Genomic DNA, 16,237 nt, shown 5'->3' with positions numbered 1-16,237 from the left:
GTGCGCTCCTTCATGCGTAGCTTTCCGCCAGTGCCGAGTAGATCAGCGTCTTGAGCTGGCGGCGGATGGGATAAGTGGATGAGGGGTAGAGCTGGGTCATGAAGACCATGGTGATCTTCTCGACCGGATCGACGAAGAAGGCGGTCGAGTAGGCGCCGCCCCAGTAGAATTCGCCCTTGCTCGCGGGCATGAGCGTCTGCGCGGGGTCGATTACCATGGCGAAGCCGAGGCCGAAGCCGGTGCCGGCGTTGTTCGCTTCGGAAAACAGGCTCTGGCTCATCTGCGTGAGGTCCGCGCCGCCGGGCAGATGGTTGGCGGCCATCAGGTCGAGCGTCTTGGGCGCGACGATCCGCGCGCCGTCGAGTTCACCCTTGTTTAGCAGCATGGCGCAGAAGCGGTGGTAGTCCGCCGCCGTGCCGATCAGGCCGCCGCCGCCGCTGTCGAACTTGCCATCGTCGAGCAGGCGGCTCTCGGCGGCGCGATCGACCAGCCGCGGTGCTTTCCCCGGACGGTAGCCGTAGGCGTCCGCGAGGCGATCCGCCTGCCCTTCCGCAACGCGGAAGGCGGTGTCGCCCATGCCGAGCGGTTCGAAGATATGGTTCCGGAAGTAATCGCCCAGGCGCATGCCCGAAACGCGTTCGACAGCGATACCGAGCACGTCGGTAGAGACCGAGTAGTTCCAGCGGGTGCCGGGTTCGAACTCGAGTGGAATCTCGGCCAGCGCGGCGATATATTCGTCCGCAGTGAACTTGCCGCGCGAGAGGTCGAGTTCGGCCGCGCGGTAGGCGGCATCGACGCTGCTGCGGTTCTGGAACCCGTAGGTCAGCCCGGACATGTGCGTCATCAGGTCGACGAAGCGTATGGGCCTGCCGCGCTGCATGGGCGCGAAGGGAAGGGCACCGCCACCGCCTGCGTAGGCGCCGAGATTCGCGAATTCGGGAATTACACGTGCCACGGGATCGTCCAGCGCGACCTTGCACTGCTCGACGAGTTGCATGAAGGCGATCGAGGTGATCGGCTTCGTCATGCTGGCGATGCGGAACAGCGCATCCTCGCGCATCGGCGTGTCGTCGTCGCGTAGGGATCCGAAATGCGCATGATGCACCGGCTGTCCCTCGCGCGCGACGAGCAACTGGGCGTTCTTCAGGCGGCCCGTTTCGATGTACTGGGCCTCCAGAAAGGCATCGATCCTTGTCAGTCGTGCCGCGTCGAAGCCGAGCGTTGCCGCATCCGCCAATTCAATCATGACCTCTCCCGTATCGCGCCGTTTTCGGCATACCTCATTTTCTGACTGCTGCTGATAGACGATTTTCCGCTCTTTTGAAGCCTCATACCTGAAATTCAGAAAAGGACCAGTTGCACCTTGCCACGCAGCGTCCCTTCTGCATAAATCCCTCGCAAAGAATCGCACAAGACGAAACCGGAAAAGAGGATTGCCCGAATGCGCGACGCCGTCATCGTATCCACCGCCCGTACTCCGCTCGCCAAGGCGATGCGCGGCGCCTTCAACGCGACTCATGCCGTGCAGCTCGGCGCATGGTCGGTGGCCGCCGCAGTCGAACGGGCCGGCCTCGACGGCGGCGAGGTCGACGACGTGATCATGGGCGCCGCCAACCAGCAGGGGCAGCAGGGCTTCAACATGGGGCGGCAGGTCGCATTGCGCGCCGGGCTGCCGGTCGAGGTCGCGGGTATGACGATCGACCGGCAGTGCTCGTCCGGTCTGATGGCCATCGCGACGGCCGCCAAGCAGATCATCGTCGACCGCATGGACATTTGTGTCGCGGGCGGGGTCGAGTCGATCACGTCCTTCCGATCGAGCAAGCCGAACACACAACGGGACGACGAATTGCTCAAGATGCATCCCGACATCTACATGCCGATGATCGGCACGGCCGAAGTCGTGGCCAAGCGCTACGGCATCGGCCGGGACGCGCAGGATGAATATTCGCTCCAGTCGCAGCAGCGCACCGCAGCAGCGCAAACCGCTGGTAGGTTCGACGACGAGATCGTGCCGATCACCACGACGATGAACGTGACCGACAAGGAGACGGGCGATGTGAGCCAGCGCGAAGTCACCATCGCGATGGACGATTGCAATCGGCCTGACACCACGCTGGAAGGCCTGGCGAAGCTCCAGCCGGTCATGGGCGAGGGGCACTGCATCACGGCCGGCAACGCCAGCCAGCTCTCGGACGGTTCGGCCGCTTCGGTGCTGATGGAGGCGGAGGTCGCCAGGGCGCGCGGGCTCGAACCGCTTGGCCGCTATGTCGGAATGGCGGTCGCAGGCGCCAAGCCTGACGAAATGGGCATCGGGCCGGTCTTCGCCATCCCCAAGCTGCTCGACCGGTTCGGGCTCGGAATCGACGACATCGGCCTGTGGGAATTGAACGAGGCCTTCGCGGTGCAGGTACTCTACTGCCGCGACAAGCTCGGCATTCCAGACGATCGGCTCAACGTCAACGGCGGGTCCATCTCGATCGGTCACCCCTTCGGCATGACCGGCGCGCGCTGCGTTGGACATGCGCTGATCGAAGGCAGGCGCCGCGGCGTGAAGCATGTCGTCGTCACTATGTGCGTGGGCGGCGGCATGGGCGCGGCCGGCCTGTTCGAGGTGCTCTGACGATGGCGACACAAGCAAAGGACCTCGCCTCCGCCATCGGCTGGACGCCGCCCGCGGGCTGGCCCGCGCGGACGCGGGAGGAATGCAAGGCGATCCTCACCGCACCCGGGCAACGCTTCGAGATGGAGACGATCGACATTCGCGGTGTGCCGACGCGTGTGTGGAAGAACGCTCCACCGAACCTGCGTGCGATCGCCATGGTCGGGCGCATGCATGGCGGCCGCGAGTTCACGATCTACGAGGACGAGCGAGTCACCTACGATGCCTGGTTCCGGGCGGTCGCGAAGCTCGCGCACGAGTTTCAGGCGCGCGGTGTGGCAAAGGGCGACCGCGTCGCCGTGGCGATGCGAAACCTGCCCGAATGGCCGGTAGCTTTCTTCGCGGCGGTGACGATCGGGGCGATCTGTGTGCCGCTCAACGCCTGGTGGACGGGGCCGGAACTCGCCTATGGCCTGAGCAATTCGGGCACGAAGCTGCTCGTCTGCGATGACGAGCGCTGGGAGCGAATAGCACCGCACCGTGCAGAATGCCCCGAACTGGAGACGGTGTTCGTCTCGCGCTGCGAGAGTGAACCCGAAGGTGCGGAGCGGCTGGAAAGCGTAATCGGCACGCCCAAGGACTACGCCGATCTGCCGCAGATGGAGCTTCCCGAGGTTGAGATCGCGCCGGAGGACGACGCGACTATCTTCTACACCAGCGGCACCACCGGCAATCCCAAGGGCGCGCTCGGCACGCACCGCAACTTGTGCACCAACATCATGTCGAGCGGCTACAACGCCGCCTGCGCAGTGCTGCGCCGGGGAGAGGAGATCCCCGAACCGGCGCACAAGGTCGGGCTGACGGTGATCCCGCTGTTCCATGTCACTGCGTGTTCCGCGGGCTTGATGGGCAACCTTGCGGCCGGCCACACGATGATCTTCATGCACAAGTGGGACCCGATCAAGGCCTTCGAGATCATCGAGCGCGAGAAGGTGAACTCGACCGGAGGTGTGCCGACGATCGCCTGGCAGCTCATCGAGCACCCCGAACGCAAGAACTACGACCTCTCCAGCATCGAGGCGATCGGCTACGGCGGCGCGCCTTCCGCGCCGGAGCTCGTGCGCAAGATCCGCGAGGTCTTCGGCGCGCTTCCCGGCAATGGCTGGGGCATGACCGAGACGATGGCGACCGTTACCGGCCATTCGAGCGAGGACTACCTCAACCGCCCCGACAGCTGCGGCCCGCCGGTCGCCGTCGCCGACCTCAAGATCATGAACGAGGACGGCACGCAGGAGATGCCTGCCGGCGAGGTCGGCGAACTCTGGGCGCGCGGGCCGATGGTGGTGAAGGGCTACTGGAACAATCCGGAAGCGACCGCCGAAACGTTCGTGGACGGCTGGGTCAAAACAGGCGATCTCGCGCGGCTCGACGAAGAAGGTTTCTGCTATATCGTCGACCGCGCGAAGGACATGATCATCCGCGGAGGCGAGAACATCTACTCGTCGGAGGTGGAGAACGTGCTCTACGATCACCCGGCGGTGACCGATGCCGCGCTGATCGGCCTTCCGCACCCGCAGCTCGGGGAAGAACCGGCCGCCGTGGTCCACCTCGCCCCCGGGATGACGGCGAGCGAGGAGGAGCTTCAGGCCTGGGTTGCCGACAGGCTGGCGAAATTCAAGGTGCCGGTGCGGGTGGTGTTCACCGAAGAGACCTTGCCACGCAATGCGAATGGCAAGATTCTCAAGAAGGATCTGGCCGCGCTGTTCTAGCGGAAGGACCGGCGGCGCGGTTGGCACTTTCCGCCGCGCTGTTGTAACGGGCCTGACATGGGGGACCCGATGGCGAGCAAGAGTGCGGAGACGAGGCGGTTTGGCGAGAAGCGCCAGGCCATCATCCATGCCGCCTCGGTCCTGATCAACGAAACCGGGGTCAAGGCGACGACCTTGTCCGATGTCGCGCGCGCGATCGGGCTCAACGCAACCAGCATCACCTACTACTTCTCGCGTAAGGAACAGCTCGTCGTCGCGGTTTACGAGGCGACGCTCGACCTGATGGAGCAGATGGCGGCCGACGCGCTGGCCGAGCCCGATCCCGCATCGCGCCTGCGCCGTTACATTGCCGACCACGTCGCGCTCCGCAGGCGTATCCGGGGGGGCGAGAAGGGGCTGGTGACGGCGCTGTCGGAGATCCGCACGCTCGACCCCGACACCCAGGCGCCGCTGCTCGCGCGCTACCGCACGGTGGTGAAGCTGGTGCGCGGCTTCTTCGGCGAGGCGCGGTCGGACCGTGACCACGCGCTGTTTTCCGCCCGCGCGCACATCCTGCTGGAAGCGATGATGTGGTGGCCGGTGTGGTCGCTGCGCTATTCATCGCTCGATTTCCCGCGCGTCGAGGAGCGGATGTTCGACATTCTCGCGCACGGCATTCCGGCCGAGCCGGACCGCTGGTCGCCCCGGCCTCTGCGCGATGGCGGCTGGCGCACGGAGAAAGTGGCCAAGCCGACGCAGAACGACGAGTTCCTGCGCGCCGCGACGGTCATGATCAACCAGCGCGGCTATCGCGGGGCCTCGGTCAACCGGATCGCGAAGTCGCTCAACGTGACCAAGGGCAGCTTCTACCACCATCACGACGCGAAGGACGATCTCGTACTGGCGTGCTTCCAGCGCAGCTACGACCGCCTCTCCGCCGTGCAGATGGCCGGGCAGGAGATCGAGACGGATTACTGGACGCGGCTGTCGAGTGTGCTGCGCGAGCTGGTCGACGTGCAGTTCTTCGATGCCATGCCGCTGCTGCGCACGACGGCGCTCCAATCGCTCGACAGCGAGCAGCGCGTGGACGTGGTCACGCGCTCCAACCGGCTGGCGCGCCGGTTCGCGGGTATGCTCATCGACGGAATCGCCGATGGGTCGGTGCGGCCGATCGATCCGCTGGTCGCCAGCCAGATCATCATGTCGACGCTCAACAGCGCCTACGAGGCGCGCAACTGGGCCGAACGGTTCGGCGACCCCGACCTGGCCATTCGCACTTACGTCTCGGCTCTGTCCTCCGGCCTTCTCGCCGCGCCGGCGCTCGACTGATCAATCTTTCGCGAGGTTGCGCGGTTCGCGCACTCGAAAGACCAGCAGCAGCAAGGCGATCGCCAGCGCGCCGAGCACGAGCGCGAAGAGCGGCGTGAATCCCCAGGCCGCGACCACCACACCGGCGAGCACCGGCCCGGACGCGGCGATGATGCCTTCCACCGTGGTCACCAGCGCGAGCCGCATGGGCGTGTCTTCGGTGCGGCCGAATTCGAGCACCATCGTGCTCGCCGCAAGCAGCCAGCCCGACCCGCCGAAGCCGAGCAGAACGAACGAGCCGTAAACAGGCGCCGCGGCTTCGGCGAAGATCAGCAGCACCACGCCCGCGATCGAACAGAGCAGCGACAGCGCATAGACGATGCGGAATCCGAAGCGGTCTCCCATCGGACCCCAGACGATGTTCGATACCGTGTCCGAACCCAGGAACACGAAGCTCAGCCCGCCGATCAGCGCACCGTCGAGCCCGAGCAGACCGCCGGCATAGACGGTCCAGAATGGAGCACCAACCCGGGCCATGGTGGAGAAGCTCTGCGCGCCGAGGAAATTCGCGAAATCCCGATCGGCGAGCAGCTCGGGAAATTCGCGAATGCGATCGCGCAGAGGGATCTGCGGGCGCGACACTGGGGCGGGCGGCTCGCGGATCATCGTCTTGAGCACGACTAGCCCGGCGCTGGTGAGCAAGAAGGCGAAGAGGAACGTTGTCGCGTAGCCGTTACCGAGCCAGTTTCCCGCGATGAACCAGTTGCCTGCCACCCAGGCGAGTACCGCCGCGATCAGGCCGCCGGCGAAATTGCGATAGCCTTGCAGCCGCCCGCGCTTGCGGATCGGGATCAGCTTGCTCATCAGCATCTGGAAAGCGACGCGCTGCGCCCCGGTGAAGAAACCGAGCAGGAGGAAGAAAGCGAAGGTCGCCAGCAGCAGCGCCTCACCAGTCAGCAGCCACCCCGCGAGCGCGAGGCCGAGGATCATCAGCCGCATCAGCGAGCCGACCCGGATCGCGTAGGGCAGGATATGGCTGCGATGCTCGATCCGCGCGCCGCTGGCGATCGGGCTGATGGTCGCGCCGAGTTGCAGCAGCGCGGTGCCGAGCCCCACGGCGGCCGCGCTGCCGGTCAGCAGCATCAGATAGGCCGGGATGATCGTGGGGGCGTAGATCAGGCGAAAGCCCGTCATCCCCAGCACGCCGTGGATGAAGTTCGCCCGGTAGTTGCGCGTCAGGTTTTCGTCGACGAACCGCGCGTGATCGGCCAGCGCCCGCTGTTGGGCGCTGGCCGTGTCACCTAGGCCTTCGGGATCCTCAAGCGGATCCAATGCCTCAATAGCCGCCGATCCGCGCGAACCGGTCGCGCAGGTATGCGCTGCTGCCCCAGCTCGCCTCGACCACGCGGGCGCGCTTCAGATAGAAGCCGATGTCGTACTCGTCGGTCATGCCGATGCCGCCGTGGAGCTGGACGCCCTCGCGGCTGATCGCGTGAAGCACGCGGTTGGCCTCGGCCTTGGCGATCGTCGCCGCGCGAGGGACGCCGAACCCGCTGTCGAGCGCCTGCAACCCGCCTTCGACCGCCGAACGCATCATCGCGAGATCGCCGAACAGGTCCGCCATGCGGTGCTGCAGCGCCTGGAAGGTGGCGAGCACTTGGTTGAACTGCACGCGCTGCTTCAGATACTCGAGCGTAGTGTCGAACACCGCCTGCGCCATGCCGAGCATTTCGCAGGCGGTCAGGATGCGCGCGCGGTCGAGTACGTCTTCGACCAAGCTGTCGCCGCCGCCGGCGAGCTTGTCCGCCGCTGCGCCGTCGAACGTCACCTCGGCATGGCTGCGCTGGTCGGTCAGCTTGCGCGTCGAGAGCGATACGCCGTCGCCTTTCTCGACGAGGTACAGTCCGTCCGTCGCCGCGACCACGAACAGGTCGGCGCCGTGCGCTTCGTGGACGAACGCTTTAGTCCCAGAGAGCTTCCCGCCCGACACGCTCGCGGCGACCTTCGCCGGGTTGTGGTGCGGCCCCTCGTCGATCGCAAGCGTACCGATCGCTTCGCCGCTTGCGAGCTTCGGCAGCCATTTCGCCTTCTGCTCCTCGCTCCCGCCGAGCACGATCGCCGTCGCTGCGAGCGTAGTGGCGACGAGCGGGCTCGCCGTCAGCGTCTTGCCCAGTTCCTCGACCACCAGACCGGCGGAGAGCCAGCCGAAATCCGATCCGCCGTGCGCTTCGGGCACGATGATGCCGGTCCAGCCCATCTGGCCCATTGCCGTATATGCGTCGCGATCGAACGCTTCGGGCGCGCCGCTCGCGCGAACCTTGCGAAAGGCGGCAACCGGGCTTTCGTTCGTCGCCCAATCGCGCGCCATGTCGCGCAGCATTTCCTGTTCTTCGTTGAGAACCGCCATGTTCTTCGCGCCCTCTTACTGGTGATCGAGCATGCCAAGCACGCGCTTGGCGATGATGTTGTTCTGGATCTCGGTCGAACCGCCGTAGATCGTGGTCGCCTTGCCGAAGAGCCAGGCGCGCACACCGGCTAGCTCGGCTTCGGTGAAGCCTTCGCCCTCCCAGCCGAGGCCCTGGAGGCCCATGATCTCGATCGTCAGTTCGGCGCGCTCCTGTCCGAGCTTGGTGCCGAGCTTCTTGAGCACCGAGCTGATTTCGGAGACGCCGCCCTGTGCCTTGCTTTCCTCGGTCGCACGGCGTGCGGTGAGGAGAAAGGCGTTCCAGCGGATCTCGAAATCGGCGATCCGGTCGCGCAGGACCTTGTCGGCGATGGCGCCGGTCTCGTCGGTTTCGACGTACTTCTTGGCGATGTCGGCCAGGCTCGCGCCCATCATCCGGGCCAGGCTGCCACCGCCCGACAGGTTGGTCCGTTCGTGCTGCAGCAGGCGCTTGCCGATCGTCCAGCCCTGGCCTTCCTCGCCGACGAGGTTTTCCTTGGGCACCTTCACGTCGGTGAAGAAGGTTTCGCAGAACGGGCTCATGCCGCTGATCATCTGGATCGGGCGGACTTCGACGCCCGGCGAATCCATGTCGATCAGCAGGAAGGAAATGCCCTTGTGCTTGTCGCTCTTGTCGGTGCGCACGAGGCAGAAGCACTTGTCCGCCCATTGCCCGCCGCTGGTCCATGTCTTCTGTCCGTTGACGAGGTAATGGTCGCCCTTGTCCTCCGCTGTGGTTTGCAGGTTCGCGAGGTCGGAGCCGGCGTTCGGTTCCGAATAGCCCTGGCACCAGCGGATCTCACCGCGGCAGATCGGCGGTATGTGTTCCTTCTTCTGTGCTTCGCTGCCGTATTCGAGCAGAGTGGGGCCGAACATCATCACCCCCATGCCGCCGATCGGATTATAGGCGCCGGCCTTGGCCATTTCCTCGTTCAAGATCGCGGCTTGCCTGCGCGACAGCCCGCCGCCGCCGTATTCCTTGGGCCATGTCGGCGTGCCCCAGCCGCGGCTGCCCATCGCCTCGCGCCACTTGCGCTGCGCCTCGCTCTCCTCGGTCGGCCCGTCGACCCCGGCAAGCGCGCTGCCCTTGCCCCTGAGCTCGGACGGGAAATTCGCGGCCAGGAATTCGCGCACTTCCTCACGGAAGGCGTCGTTCTCATTTGGCGGTTGCAAGTCGGGCTGGGTGGCCATGCTTTTCTCCTCGATTATCTCGCGGGGCCGCCCAAGGCCGCATCGCGTTGTTCCTGTTCGCGCGCCTCGGCTTCCCGGGCGCGAAGGATCTCCATGTTCCGCTCATGCCGGGCGCGCGTGATGGGGTAGAATACCAGGATAAGCGCGCCGATCGTCCAGAGCGAGATCGACGTCGGAATATAGTGCAGCAGCAGACTGTCGACCACCGGGCGCGCGATCGTCGCGGGGTCCGCCTGCTCGGGGAATTCGGACCAGGCGAGGACCAGCCCCGCGACGAAGATACCGAGGGCGTTGGAGCACTGCTGCATGAAGCTCGAAGCTGCAAAGAACGTGCCTGCGGTATGCCGCCCAGTCTCGACCGCGCTTTCCTCCACCACGTCCGCCAGCATCGAGCTGGTGTTGATGAGCGAAACGGCAACCATGGCCCCGTAAACCGCTCCGATTACGAAGAGCGTGGGCACCAGCAACGGATCGCCCGGCACGAAGAACAGGCCGAGCAGACTCAGCAGCAGCGGACTCAGCCCGATGGCCACGCCGAGCACGGCGAAGACCATCGAACTCGTCCGCTTGCCCAGCCAACGGGAGAAGATCGGCGCGAGCGGCGCGGCGATCGTCGCGGCCACGAAGCTGTCGAGCGTGAGCAGCGCGAGCTGCGTGGTGTCGAGTTTGAACAGGAACGTGCTGAAATAAAGCGTGGTTGCGCTGTAGAGCCCGATCGCGGTGTACTTGAACACGCCGAAGCCGAAGATGGCGAGGAAAGCGCGGTTGCGGAAGGCCGCGAACATTTCCGCCAGGTGATCGCGCAGACGCAGCTTGGGAGTACTGCCCGCGGGGGCGGCCTGTCGCAGGTAAGGGATGCGGTTGTGCGTTCCGGCCGCGCAGATCAGGATCGCGATGAAAATCAGTACTGCCCCGAGCGCTGCGAAGTTGGCGTAGCTTGCCGGGTTGAGCTGCCCACGAGGATACTCCGGCGATTCGATGAAGATGAACGCGAGCGAGAAGGCGGTGAAGCCGTACACGCCGGCATAGCCGAACCAGTAACGGAGCGAGAACAGCCGCGTGCGCTCGTTGTAGTCTCCAGTCAGTTCGGGTGCCATCGCTGACGCATTGATCTCGAACGCGCTGATCGCGGCCCGGGTCGTGGCGGCGAAGGCGAAAATCCAGAAGCCGAGCTGAACATGGCTGAGCCCATCGGGCGGAAACCAGGTGAGAAAGAAGAAGATCGTCGTCGGGACCGCTGCCGCGTACATGAACGGATGCCGCCGACCCCAGCGCGAGCGAGTGACATCCGCCCAGCGGCCGAGGAAGGGGTCGACGATGGCATCGACCAGCAGCGTGCAGGCGAGTGCAGTGCCGACGATTGCCGCAGGCACCCCGATCACCTGATTGAAGTAAAGCATCAGGTAGCTCGAAAACGCCGCCCCTTTGATGCCGTTGGCCATCGCGCCCGCGCCGTAACTCAGGCGGGTACCCAGCGTGACCGGGGGAACCGCCGCGGTCTCTGCCGCAGGGGCGTCCCCTTGCGCTGCCCGTGTCGCGTTCACGCCGCGGCCTCTGCCGCTTCGGTGATTTCCTCCAGCGGATCGTAGAGGGCCTGCGCGGCGGCGCGGCGGTGGATCAGGGAGTAGTCGGGGAAGATCGGGTCGGCCACGTCGCGGTACTGGCGCAGATGCTGCTTCGCGACCGTGACCTTGTGAACCTCGGTCGGGCCGTCGGCGATGCCCATAACCATCGAGGCGACGAGACTGCCGACGAATGGCATCTCGTTCGACACGCCGAGCGAGCCGTGGATGTGGACGCAGCGCGCGGCGATGTCATGATAGACCTTGGGCATCAGCGCCTTGATTGCCGCGATGTCCTTCCGGACTTTGCGGTAATCCTGATACTTGTCGATCATCCAGGCGGTCTTGAGCACGAACAGCTTGAACTGTTCGAGCTCGATGTAGCTGTCGGCGATTTGCATCTGGACCGCCTGATAGTCGGCGATCGTTCCGGTGCGCGTCTTGCGGCTAACCGCCCGCCGGCTCATCATGTCGAGCAGGCGTCGGCAATTGCCGACCGTGCGCATGGCATGGTGCACCCGCCCGCCGCCGAGGCGCGTCTGCGAGATCGCGAAGGCGCCGCCGCGCTCACCGAGCAGATGATCGGCGGGGACACGAACGTCGGTGTAGCGGATGTAGCTCTCCGAACCGTCCTGCTGGCCGTAAACGCCCACGTTGCGGACGATTTCGACGCCGGGCGTGTCGACGGGCACAATGAACATGCTCATCCGCTCATGCCGTGGTGCCTCGGGGTCGGTCACCGCCATGACGATCAGGAAGTCCGCCCACTTGCCGTTGGTCGAGAACCACTTCTCGCCGTTGATCTTCCAGTGATTGCCGTCGAGCTCGGCGCGCGTGACGAAGTTGGTCGGATCGGAGCCGCCCTGCGGCTCGGTCATCGAGAAGGCCGAAACGATCTCGTTCTCGAGCAGTGGTCGGAGATACCGCTCCTTCTGTTCCGGAGTTCCATAATGCGCAATGATCTCCGCATTGCCGGTGTCGGGAGCCTGGCAGCCGAACACGATCGGCGCAAAGTTCGCGCCGCCCAGAATCTCGTTCATCAGGCCGAGCTTGACCTGGCCATAGCCTTGTCCGCCAAGCTCCGGTCCGAGATGACAGGCCCACAGGCCTTTCGCCTTGACCTCCGCCTGCAGCGGGCGGACAAGCTCGTTGCGTCGCGGATTTTTCACGTCGTAGGGGTGGATGCCGAGCATTCCCAGAGGTTCGACCTTTTCCCGGACGAACTCTTCCATCCAGTCGAGTTTCTCCTGAAACTCGGTCTCGGTTTCGAAATCCCAGGCCATCGCTCTTCCCGTTGTCGCCGCCCCTTTGGGGTCTGTTGCGAATCAGCATACCCGTTTTTTGAAACACTACAAGCGTAGGTCGAATCGTCGGCGAGAGCCCCCTCCCGGAGCTGGCGTGCGTGGACGCACACCTTCCCCCACGCGGATTTTGTTTCCCCGACGCGGATTTTGACTTATCGCGCGCGGCCGTCATTGGTTTTGTCCGTGTCCAGCAACCGCGCGCCCAACGGTCTCGAAGCCGCCTTCCTCGCGAACCGCGAGCGGCTGCTGCGTTTCCTGCGCGCGCGCGGCGCAGGCGATGCCGCAGAAGACCTGCTGCACGAAGTCTGGCTCAAGATTACTACCGCGGCGGTGGGCCCAGTCGCCGCGCCGATGGCCTATCTCTACCGCACCGCCGACCTACTGATGATCGACCGTTATCGGTCCGAACGCCAGGCGCGCCGGCGCGACAAGGATTGGAGCGAGGCGGCCGCGACGGTGCCGGGCGTGTCGGACGCACCTTCGGGCGAACGTGTGCTGATCGCCCGCGACCATGCGCGTCTGGTGGCTGAGGCGCTCGACGCTCTCGGTCCACGGCCCGCCGCGATCTTCCACCGCCACCGCATCGACGGTGTCCAGCAGCGGCAGGTCGCGGAGGAATTCGGTGTCAGCCTGAGCACGGTCGAGAGTGATTTGCGCCGTGCCTACCGCGCCATCCTCGAGGTGAAGGAGCGGATCGATGAGGCTTGAGACGCTCGGCTCCGTCTTCTTTGGCGAAGAGGGCCCCCGATGAGGCAAGATGAACGGATGACCGACGAAGCAATTGCCTGGGCCGTGCGAACGGGAGATCCCTCGTTCGAGGATTGGGACGCATTCACCGCCTGGCTCGAAGCCGATCCGGCGCATGCGCGCGAATACGATCGTGCGGTGGCCGCGGTGATGGATGCGGCCGAGGATGGCTTCGTCGCGCCGGCCAACGACGACGTTCCCTCAGAAGCGCCCGCTCGTGGCGGCTGGCGCTGGCTGGCGCTGGCGGCGTGCATCGTGCTGGTGGTAATGCTCAGCTTCATTCAGTTGCGAGATGCGAGCTATGTCGTCGCGACGGCAGCGGGCGAGACGCGCACGGTGGCGCTCGCGGATGGCAGCGACGTCACACTCGGGGGCGGAGCGCGGATCGTGCTCGACCGTGACGACCCGCGCGTCGCGACGCTGGAACGGGGCAGGGCGCTTTTCAGCGTGCGGCACCACGAGGCGGACCCGTTCGTCGTCAGGGTCGGCGAGCAGACGCTGGTCGATGCCGGTACGGTGTTCGATGTCGTGCGCGCCGACACTGTCACAAGTGTGGCAGTGTCTGAAGGCGTGGTTCTGGTGAACCCCGAGCGCAAGCTCGCGCGGCTGGAGCCGGGCGATACACTGAGCGTTACCGACGGCAGCGACGCCTATCGTCTCGGGACCGCGCCGGTTGCGCGAATCGGCGAATGGCGCGATGGCCGGCTCACCTTCGACGATGCGACGCTGGGGGAGATCGCGCATGAGCTTTCAAGCAGCACCGGCATTGCGTTCTCCGCCGCTCCCGCGGTTGCGGAACGGCGCGTGACGGGCAGCGTCGCCCTGGCGCCGGTAGAGCAGAATCCGCAGGCCATCGGCCCGCTGTTCGGCGTCGCCGTGCGCCGCGAAGGAGATAGCTGGATCATCGACCGACCCTGACGATGCGCGCACCCCTGCCGATAGCCCTGATTGCCCTGGTGGCCGCGGTCCCCGCGCAGGCGGAGGAAGTGCGGGTGAACGTACCGGCCGGGCGCGGCGGTGAAGCAGCAGCCGCGATCGCGCGGCAGACCGGCACCAGCATCGTCATCTCCGACCCCGAGCTGGCCGCCCGCCGGGTGCCGGCGATCCGGGGGACTTTCACTACGCGTGAGGCGGTCCATCGGCTTGCCCGCGCGCTCGGCGCACGGCCAGTCAGCGCGGGTGCGATGGGCTGGCGACTGGTCGCCGAGAAACAGCCTCAGGCGCGTAAGCAAACCTCTCGCCGTCAGTCACAACACGCCGAAGCGCCGGCACCCCCGCCGCCCGCCGTGGGTCCGCCCATTGTGGTCTCCGCCAGTAAACGCGATGTGCGCTTGCGCGACTACGCCGGGCAGATCACGATCATCCAGGGCGACGATCTGGCGTTCGGCGGTCCCGGGGGCAGCGAGCGTATCGCCAACCAGGTCGCCAGCGTGACCTCCACCTACCTCGGCAGCGGACGCAACAAGCTGTTCATCCGCGGCATCGCGGATTCGAGCTTCACCGGGCCCACGCAGGCGACCGTCGGGCAGTATTTCGGCGACCTGCGGCTGAGCTACAACTCGCCCGATCCCGATCTCCGCCTGTCCGACATGGAGAAAGTCGAGGTGCTGGAGGGGCCGCAAGGCACGCTCTACGGGGCGGGATCGCTCGGTGGGATCATCCGGCTCGTGCCCAATGTGCCCGAGCCCGGCGTCGTGTCTGCTTCCGCCAGTTTCGGCGGCTCGGCGACCACCCACGGGGCGCTCGGGGCCGATGCGGGGGCGGTGATGAACCTGCCGCTCGCGGGCGAGGCGGCGACGCTGCGACTGGTCGTCGATGCCGAGAGCCAGGGCGGTTATATCGACAAGCCGCTGCTCGGGCGCGACGATGTCAACCGCACGCGTATCTACGGTGGGCGTGCCTTTGCCCGCGCCGACTTGGGCAGTGGCTGGACCGTCGACGTGATCGGGCTCGCTCAGCGGATCGACGGCGAGGACAGCCAGTACGCCGACCGCAACGGCCCGCCATTGACGCGGTCCGCGCGCGTGATCGAAGGGTTCGACGCCGACTACCTGCACGGCCAGCTCGTCGTCAGCGGCCACTTCGGCGCGATCCGCTTCCGGTCGTCTACCGGCGTGGTCGATCAGGAGCTGCAGGAGCGATACGACGCGACCGAGCCCGACGAACCCACGCGCGTGTTCATCCAGAACAACGATTCGCAGATGATCGCCAACGAAACGCGGCTGTGGCAGCCGATGGAGGACCGCTTCGGCTGGGTGGTTGGCGCGAGCTTCACGCACAACCGCACACGCCTGACGCGCAGCTTCGATGCGGCGGAAGTCATGCGCGCCAGCACCGGCGTGCGCAACGGGGTAGACGAAGCGACGCTCTATGGGGAGGCGAGCTACCGCCTGCGCGATGGGCTGGTGGCGACCGCCGGGGGTCGCGTCACGCGATCGGAGCTCGGGGGCGCGGGCGAGGACGTCAATCCGATGATCGCGCTCGCCCGCTCCGAAGTGACGGCGCAGCGGCACGAAACGGTGTTCCTGCCCTCCGCCTCGGTCACTGCGAACCTCCTTTCCGAGACCGCGCTCTACATCAAGTATCAGGAGGGTTTCCGGCCCGGCGGGCTCGCGATCGATGGCGAGTTCGTCCGCCGCTTCCGCAGCGACCGGACAGCCACGCTGGAGATCGGTGCGAGGCATGGCCGGCCCGGGGCGGGGCCATTCGATCTTTCCGGCAGCCTGTCGTTCACCCGCTGGCGCGACATCCAGGCCGATTTCATCGATCCTTTCGGACTGCCGACTACCGCCAACATCGGCGACGGACAGGTCTGGACGGCGAGCTTCTCCGGCGGTGTGGCGATGACGCCCGACCTGCGCCTCGAGGCGGGGTTCTCGTGGAATCGCAGCCGGATCGAGAGCCCGCGCAATTTTCTATTCACCAGGATCGGCCAGGTGCCGAACATCGCCAACGTCAACGCGCGAGCGGGGTTCGACTACCAACGTGCGATCGGCCGCGATCTCGTCCTCACTGCGCGAGGGTGGGCACGCTACGTCGGCGAATCGCGCCTCGGAATCGGACCCGAGCTTGGCGATCCGCAGGGTGATTACCTCGACAGCGGCCTGACCGCGCGCGTCGGGCGCGAACGGATGGGGCTGACGTTCAGCGTGACCAACATCTTCGACACCGAAGGCAACCGCTTCGCGCTGGGCACTCCGTTCGAGATCGGGCGCGAGCAGATCACACCGCTGCGCCCACGAACCTTCCGTCTCGGGCTCGATTTCGCGTTCTAACGATTTTTTTGCGCCGACCCCAAGGTTGGCGTGTGACGGCTCCGTCCTGCTGGTCAACAA

12 protein-coding genes are annotated in these 16,237 nt (G+C 65.9%); 6 read left to right on the top strand and 6 right to left on the bottom strand.

Translation table 11 applies throughout. The annotated features are described in order from the left end of the window. Positions 1-10: 10 nt before the first annotated feature. Positions 11-1,246, bottom strand: a complete 1,236-nt coding sequence (locus D2V04_RS11765; RefSeq protein WP_182849743.1) for a serine hydrolase domain-containing protein — start codon at positions 1,244-1,246, stop codon at positions 11-13. Positions 1,247-1,441: 195 nt separating this feature from the next. Between D2V04_RS11765 and D2V04_RS11760 the strand changes: the two genes are divergently transcribed. From D2V04_RS11760 to D2V04_RS11750, 3 genes are all read left to right on the top strand, one after another. Beyond that, positions 1,442-2,620, top strand: a complete 1,179-nt coding sequence (locus D2V04_RS11760) for an acetyl-CoA C-acyltransferase (RefSeq protein WP_119513885.1) — start codon at positions 1,442-1,444, stop codon at positions 2,618-2,620. Between the two features lie 2 nt (positions 2,621-2,622). Beyond that, positions 2,623-4,368 (top strand): class I adenylate-forming enzyme family protein, encoded by a 1,746-nt coding sequence (locus D2V04_RS11755; protein WP_119513884.1) that lies wholly within the window; start codon positions 2,623-2,625, stop codon positions 4,366-4,368. Between the two features lie 69 nt (positions 4,369-4,437). Further along, complete coding sequence (locus tag D2V04_RS11750) at positions 4,438-5,676, top strand: TetR/AcrR family transcriptional regulator (RefSeq protein WP_228766400.1); 1,239 nt, start codon at positions 4,438-4,440, stop codon at positions 5,674-5,676. On the opposite strand, the gene D2V04_RS11745 is transcribed toward D2V04_RS11750, so the two are convergent. From D2V04_RS11745 to D2V04_RS11725, 5 genes are read right to left on the bottom strand one after another with little or no spacing between them, the layout of a single operon-like run. Then, entirely contained in the window at positions 5,677-6,987 is a 1,311-nt protein-coding gene (locus D2V04_RS11745; protein WP_119513882.1) for an MFS transporter, read from the bottom strand. Between the two features lie 4 nt (positions 6,988-6,991). Further along, positions 6,992-8,062 (bottom strand): acyl-CoA dehydrogenase family protein, encoded by a 1,071-nt coding sequence (locus tag D2V04_RS11740; RefSeq protein ID WP_119513881.1) that lies wholly within the window; start codon positions 8,060-8,062, stop codon positions 6,992-6,994. A 15-nt stretch (positions 8,063-8,077) separates the two neighbouring features. Continuing rightward, positions 8,078-9,289 carry an acyl-CoA dehydrogenase family protein gene (locus D2V04_RS11735; protein ID WP_119513880.1) on the bottom strand — a complete coding sequence of 404 codons (1,212 nt, stop codon included), beginning with the start codon at positions 9,287-9,289 and terminating at the stop codon, positions 8,078-8,080. Positions 9,290-9,303: 14 nt separating this feature from the next. Further along, positions 9,304-10,833, bottom strand: a complete 1,530-nt coding sequence (locus tag D2V04_RS11730; RefSeq protein WP_228766399.1) for an MFS transporter — start codon at positions 10,831-10,833, stop codon at positions 9,304-9,306. Further along, the gene (locus D2V04_RS11725) at positions 10,830-12,134 is read right to left on the bottom strand and encodes an acyl-CoA dehydrogenase family protein (protein WP_119513879.1); all 1,305 of its coding nucleotides are present in this window, start codon (positions 12,132-12,134) and stop codon (positions 10,830-10,832) included. The genes D2V04_RS11730 and D2V04_RS11725 overlap by 4 nt, the downstream gene beginning before the upstream one ends. A 204-nt stretch (positions 12,135-12,338) precedes the next feature. On the opposite strand from D2V04_RS11725, the gene D2V04_RS11720 reads away from it, so the two are divergent. The 3 genes from D2V04_RS11720 to D2V04_RS11710 are packed head-to-tail and all read left to right on the top strand — an operon-like array spanning position 12,339 to position 16,177. Beyond that, positions 12,339-12,863 carry an RNA polymerase sigma factor gene (locus tag D2V04_RS11720; protein WP_119513878.1) on the top strand — a complete coding sequence of 175 codons (525 nt, stop codon included), beginning with the start codon at positions 12,339-12,341 and terminating at the stop codon, positions 12,861-12,863. Positions 12,864-12,920: 57 nt separating this feature from the next. Next, positions 12,921-13,820 (top strand): FecR family protein, encoded by a 900-nt coding sequence (locus D2V04_RS11715; protein WP_228766398.1) that lies wholly within the window; start codon positions 12,921-12,923, stop codon positions 13,818-13,820. A 2-nt stretch (positions 13,821-13,822) separates the two neighbouring features. Then, positions 13,823-16,177 (top strand): TonB-dependent receptor, encoded by a 2,355-nt coding sequence (locus tag D2V04_RS11710; RefSeq protein WP_119513876.1) that lies wholly within the window; start codon positions 13,823-13,825, stop codon positions 16,175-16,177. The last annotated feature ends 60 nt before the right edge of the window (positions 16,178-16,237 follow it).

This window comes from Pelagerythrobacter aerophilus (genome assembly GCF_003581645.1).
GTDB lineage: Bacteria > Pseudomonadota > Alphaproteobacteria > Sphingomonadales > Sphingomonadaceae > Pelagerythrobacter > Pelagerythrobacter aerophilus.
This window is presented reverse-complemented; position numbering and strand designations above follow the sequence as displayed.